The sequence below is a fragment of the Moorena sp. SIO4G3 genome (genome assembly GCF_010692305.1).
Classification (GTDB): domain Bacteria; phylum Cyanobacteriota; class Cyanobacteriia; order Cyanobacteriales; family Coleofasciculaceae; genus Moorena; species Moorena producens_A.
The window spans coordinates 1-3,643 of sequence record NZ_JAAHIG010000588.1 but is presented as its reverse complement, the minus strand read 5'-3'; the positions used below and the strand labels follow the sequence as shown (position 1 = coordinate 3,643).

The 3,643-nt window shown below is 45.1% G+C and carries 4 protein-coding genes; all 4 read right to left on the bottom strand.

Annotated features, from left to right (window positions below; all coding sequences use genetic code 11):
* The coding region (locus F6J99_RS46025; protein ID WP_365975404.1) for a transposase at window positions 1-265 on the bottom strand (265 nt) is incomplete at its 3' end.
* A 152-nt stretch (window positions 266-417) separates the two neighbouring features.
* The gene (locus F6J99_RS43250) at window positions 418-2,010 is read right to left on the bottom strand and encodes a reverse transcriptase domain-containing protein (protein WP_293123152.1); all 1,593 of its coding nucleotides are present in this window, start codon (window positions 2,008-2,010) and stop codon (window positions 418-420) included.
* Window positions 2,011-2,086: 76 nt separating this feature from the next.
* On the bottom strand, window positions 2,087-3,205 hold the full coding sequence (locus F6J99_RS43245; protein WP_365975402.1) for a reverse transcriptase domain-containing protein: 1,119 nt from the start codon (window positions 3,203-3,205) through the stop codon (window positions 2,087-2,089).
* Complete coding sequence (locus F6J99_RS46020; RefSeq protein WP_365975406.1) at window positions 3,177-3,458, bottom strand: reverse transcriptase N-terminal domain-containing protein; 282 nt, start codon at window positions 3,456-3,458, stop codon at window positions 3,177-3,179. Before F6J99_RS46020 ends, F6J99_RS43245 begins: the two co-directional genes overlap by 29 nt.
* Between the last annotated feature and the right edge of the window lie 185 nt (window positions 3,459-3,643).

Sequence of the window (3,643 nt, the reverse complement as noted above, 5' to 3'; positions counted from 1 at the left end):
GATATCTGGGCACCGACATTTTAATCGGTCTTCCTCGATTTTTCTTGGTTTTCCAAATCCGTTTTGGTATTTGGGGTCGAATGCCTCGCTTACGCAGAGCAGCACGTTTTTCTTTGGAATCATAACCAATATCTGCAGCTAGTACCTTGAGCCTCTTACGTGGTCTACCTGGTTTCAAAGTTTTCAATTTGACTTGATCCAGTAGAGGATTGACTTGTTCTGATTCACTACCATTGGCAGGAGTTGTACAGTTAGCTAGAGGCATTCCACTACCTTCAGTCAGGGTGTGAATCAGAACACCTTTACCTTTACCACCATAAGCAATGCCTTGTTAGAGTCGATGCCTGGTATTACCCAGGGCACCTCTCATTCAGAACTGCACGTGAAACTTTCGCCTCATGCAGCTCCTGGATATCCTTAGCTTTTCGCTTTTGCTCTTGTGGTTTTGGCGTTGTTCTTCACAGCCTTACCAGTTCCTTTTTGTCCGTTAATGGAAGTGGGTTTCTCTGGTGTTTCTGTTACTGACCAATGTATTTGTTGGTGACAACTCTGATGAACTGCTAATAGATTCTTTTTGCGCCAGTTGTCGTGGTTTCCGTCAATATGGTGGAGGTGTACATCCTCGCCCTCTAAGAATCTTAGTCCACAGTGTCCGCAAGTATGGTTTTGCTTTTTCAATGCATCAGATGTAGTATCGGAGTATAGGTTAGAGTTCCTTTTACTCCAATAGACTAAGTCACCGTCGTAGGGTGACTTAGTCCCCTTTACGTTTACGTGTTTGTTTTGTGCGTGTCCCACCTTCGGAAACGCCTTTTTACATAGTTCTGTGGCTTTATGTCGGTTTACCTTCTTTTCTTTGATGAATTTCCGGCGAGCCGCTTCATCCATGAACCATAGGCTGTTCTTTCCGTTGCTCATGTCGCAATATTTATGGTGGTTGCGCCATCCGCGTACAATAGGGGCTAGTTTCATTGCCTTTACTTCAGCGCCATAATTCGAGCAGTTGACTATGGCTTTGACTTTTTTGCGGAAGGCTTCGTAGTTTTCCTCTGAGGGAACGCAGTGAAACTTTCCGGTTTTTTCGATGGCTTTAAAATGCCATCCGAGAAAGTTAAATCCATCTGTCGCTTTAGTTAGCTTAGTCTTTTCTTCGCTGATTTCCATTCCTCTTTCTGCCAAGAACTTCTTGACTTTTGAGAGGATTTTCTGTGCATCGTCTTTTGGCTTTAATATGAATACCATGTCGTCTGCATAACGGAGACTCGTATGTATGTATTCGATTCCGTTTAAGGCCACGTTTGAAAGTATTGGGCTTACCACTCCTCCTTGAGGAGTTCCCTGTTCGGGGAACTCTGGATTTAACCCTGCTTTTAAACATCTAAACACTCCTTGTTTAATACTGGATGGTGCTATTATTGCGTTCATTATGCAGGTGTGGCTTATGCGGTCAAAGCATTTTTTGATGTCTAATTCGATGATGCGTTTGTCTCTTCCGTTGCTGGTTGACCTTAGGTGAGTGAATATCCTTTTTTGGACATCCTGCGCACTTCTGCCAGTGCGGAAGCCGTAACTGTCACCACTGAAGGTTGCTTCGTGGGCTGGTTCTAACGCAAATTTTACTAGACATTGCCATGCTCTGTCGGCGATGGTTGGTATCTTCAACATTCGAATTTTCCCATTCTTTTTCTTAATGGGAACTTCTCGTAGTCCGCTATGGTGCCAGTCGTGCCCATAGAGGTTCAATGCTTCAACCAGTTTCATACGTTCTCTGTAGTTGAGGGCTGACTTCCCATCAACTCCAGCCGTCTTTTTACCCTTATTTAGCTGGGTGACCTGTCGGACTGCCAAAAGCTGTGCTGCACGGGATTTCAGAATCAGTTTCTGTAGAGACCGAGCCTTCTTCAGGTCGCCTGCTTGAACTGCTTTGTATACTCGCCGTTGTAGGCGGAAAAGATTTAGGCGGTGTTTCTTCCACTGTTGTCCTTTCCAAGATTCACTATGTTTTTCCAGTTACGGTCGATGCCCGGTATTATCCGGGGCACCTCCGCTTCAGAACTGCACGTGAAAGTTTCCCCTCATGCAGCTCCTAGATATCCTTTCCTTTCGGAATGCTCCAATGTATCTGTTGGTGGCAGCTCTGATGAACTGCTAAAAGATTACTTTTAGACCAATTGTCGTGGTTTCCATCAATGTGATGGAGATGTACAGATTCGTCTTCGGTAAATTTCAACCCACAGTGTCCACAGGAATGGTTTTGCTTTTTCAAGGCGTCTGAAGTAGTATCGGAGTAAAGTCGGCTATTTCTTTTACTCCAGTAAACTAAGTCACCGTCATAGGGTGACTTAGCCCCCCTTACGTTTATGTGCTGGTTTTGTGTGTATCCTACCGACGGGAAAGCCTTGTCGCACAATTCATTTGCTTCCCAGCGATTTATCTTCTTTTCCTTTCGGAATTTTCGGTTTGCTGTCTTGGCCATGAACCAAAGGCTGTCCCTGCTACTACCCATGTAGCAGCTTGAGTGGTAGTTTCGCCAACCCCGCACTATGGAGGCTAATTTCTTTGCTTTTACTTTTGCACCATAATTCGAGCTGTTGACTACGGCTTTAATCTTCTTACGTATGTTCCGGTGGTTTTCCTCTGAGGGAATGCATCGGAATTTTCCGTTTTTCTTAACTCGGACATGCCAGCCAAGGAAGTCAAACCCGTCTGTCGCTTTAGTTACTTTGGTCTTTTCTTGACTGATGTTCATCCCTCTTTTCGCCAAAAAGGCAGATACCTTCTTGAGGATTTCCTCAGCGTCATCTTTTGGTTTTAATATAAATACCATGTCGTCGGCATACCTTAGACTAGTATGAATATTTTCTATTCCGTTTAAAGCCACATTTGCAAGTAAAGGACTTACTACTCCCCCTTGCGGGGTTCCTTGTTCTGGGAACTCGACGGAGACACCTGCCTTGAGGCATCTGAATATTCCCGTTTTAATTTTTTCTGGTGCTATAAGCCTTTCCATGATGCAAGTGTGGGAGATACGGTCAAAGCATTTTTCAATATCTAGTTCTATGACGCGCTTTGTTTTTCCATTAGAACCTGAGTTCAAATGACTAAATAGGCGTTTTTGGACATCCTGGGCGCACCTGCCCGTTCTGAACCCGTAACTATTTCCGCTGAACGTCGCCTCATGGGCTGGTTCCAGGGCTAGCTTCACGCTTACATTGCCATGCTCTGTCAGCGATGGTTGGTATCTTAAGCATCCTTACTTTCCCATTCTTTTTAGGGATTGGGATTTCTCGAAGTCCGCTATGGTGCCAGTCGTGACCATAGTGGTTCAATGCTTCAACCAGTTCCATGCGTTCACGGTAATTGAGGCTTGACTTTCCGTCTATTCCCGCCGTTCTCTTACCTTTATTTAGCTGTGTGACCTGACGGACGGCCAAAAGCTGCGCTGAACGGGATTTCAGAATCAGTTTCTGTAGAGACTTGGCTTTCTTAAAGTCGCCTGCTCGAACCGCTTTAAATACTGTTAGAGTCGATGTCCCCTATTAAGGGGAGCACCTCTCCTTCAGAACTGGGCGTGAGGCTTTCACCTCACCCAGCTCCTAGATATCCTAGTCTTTCGACCTGCTCCTGTGTTTGTTCATTGTCT